Source organism: Actinotalea ferrariae CF5-4, assembly GCF_000603945.1.
Lineage (GTDB): Bacteria > Actinomycetota > Actinomycetes > Actinomycetales > Cellulomonadaceae > Actinotalea > Actinotalea ferrariae.
The window spans coordinates 1-1,164 of the sequence record NZ_AXCW01000494.1 but is presented as its reverse complement, the minus strand read 5'-3'; the positions used below and the strand labels follow the sequence as shown (position 1 = coordinate 1,164).

Here is a 1,164-nt window from a genome sequence, read left to right as displayed (position 1 = left end):
CTGGGTGGCCGGGGTCTGGGACGTGGGGGTCCGGGCCGTGGGGGTCTGTGCCGTCCGGGTCACCGCGCCCAGCAGGGCGTGCGCCCCGGCGTCGGTGTCGACGTAGTTGTCCGCCTGGCGCGCGACGACGGGTCGGACGCCGGCCGCGTCCAGCGCGTCCAGCCAGCCCAGGAGCCGCTGGTGCGGGGCGTGCGCCGCGGTCGCCGCGAGGAGCTCGTCCGCGGACCGGGTCTCGACCCCGGGGTCCTCGCCCAGCCCGACCGTCACGATGCCGATGCGGCGGTGACCGAGGTCCAGGAGGTGCTGCGCCGCGGCCCGCGCCCCGGCGCGGTCGTCGACGTTGACGCCCGGGGCGTCGTCGTCGGGCGGCTGGTCGACGTGGACGAGCGGCACCCGGCGCCGACGGAGGAGCTCGATCGCGGGCGAGCCGGGCAGGCAGGAGTAGACGATCGCCGCGTCGACGGCGACGTCCCACGCCGGCGCCGCGTCCGCCGGCTCGGGCGTGGGCAGCAGGGTGAGCGCGAGCCCGGTCGGCGCGAGCTCGCGGGCGATCGCCCCCAGGAAGCGGGTCGAGATCTCGTCGGAGAAGGTGTGGCGCAGGGACTGCGTGAGTAGGCCCACGGCCCCCACCGCCCCGCGAGCCAGGCCCCGGGCCGCGGGGTCCGGGCCGACGTAGCCGAGCTCCGCCGCCGCCGCGAGGATGCGCGCGCGCAGCTCGGTGGAGAGCTGGTCCGGCCGGGAGAACGCGTTGGACACGGTCATGCGGCTGACGCCGACGACGTCGGCGACGGTCTGCAGCGTGACCTTGCGCATGCCCCTCCTCCCTGTCCTCCCGCGCCGTCCCGGGCGACACGTGCCGCCGGCGGCGTCGTCCGACCGGGCCCGACGGAAGGTCTGTACCGGTACAGGACCTCACGTTACCGCGCCCTCTTGACCGGTCAAGTCAAGGCCGCGGGACCGTGGAGGACCACCCGCGCCAGACGCGGGCAGGTCTCCCCGATCCGCGTTGACCCCCCGCGGAGGGGTGGGGCGCGCGGGTGGGTACGGGACCGTGGAGGATCACCCGCGCCAGACGCGGGCACGTCTCCCCGATCCGTGTCGACCCCCGCAGAGGGGTGGGGTGCTGCGCGGGTGGGTAAGGGACCGTGGAGGATCACCCGCGCC

At 76.6% G+C, this 1,164-nt stretch carries 1 protein-coding gene; it reads right to left on the bottom strand.

Going from position 1 to position 1,164, the window contains the following annotated elements; translation table 11 throughout:
- Positions 1 to 813 (bottom strand): LacI family DNA-binding transcriptional regulator (locus N866_RS18990; protein WP_052023271.1); only part of this gene is annotated, 813 nt, incomplete at its 3' end.
- Between the last annotated feature and the right edge of the window lie 351 nt (positions 814 to 1,164).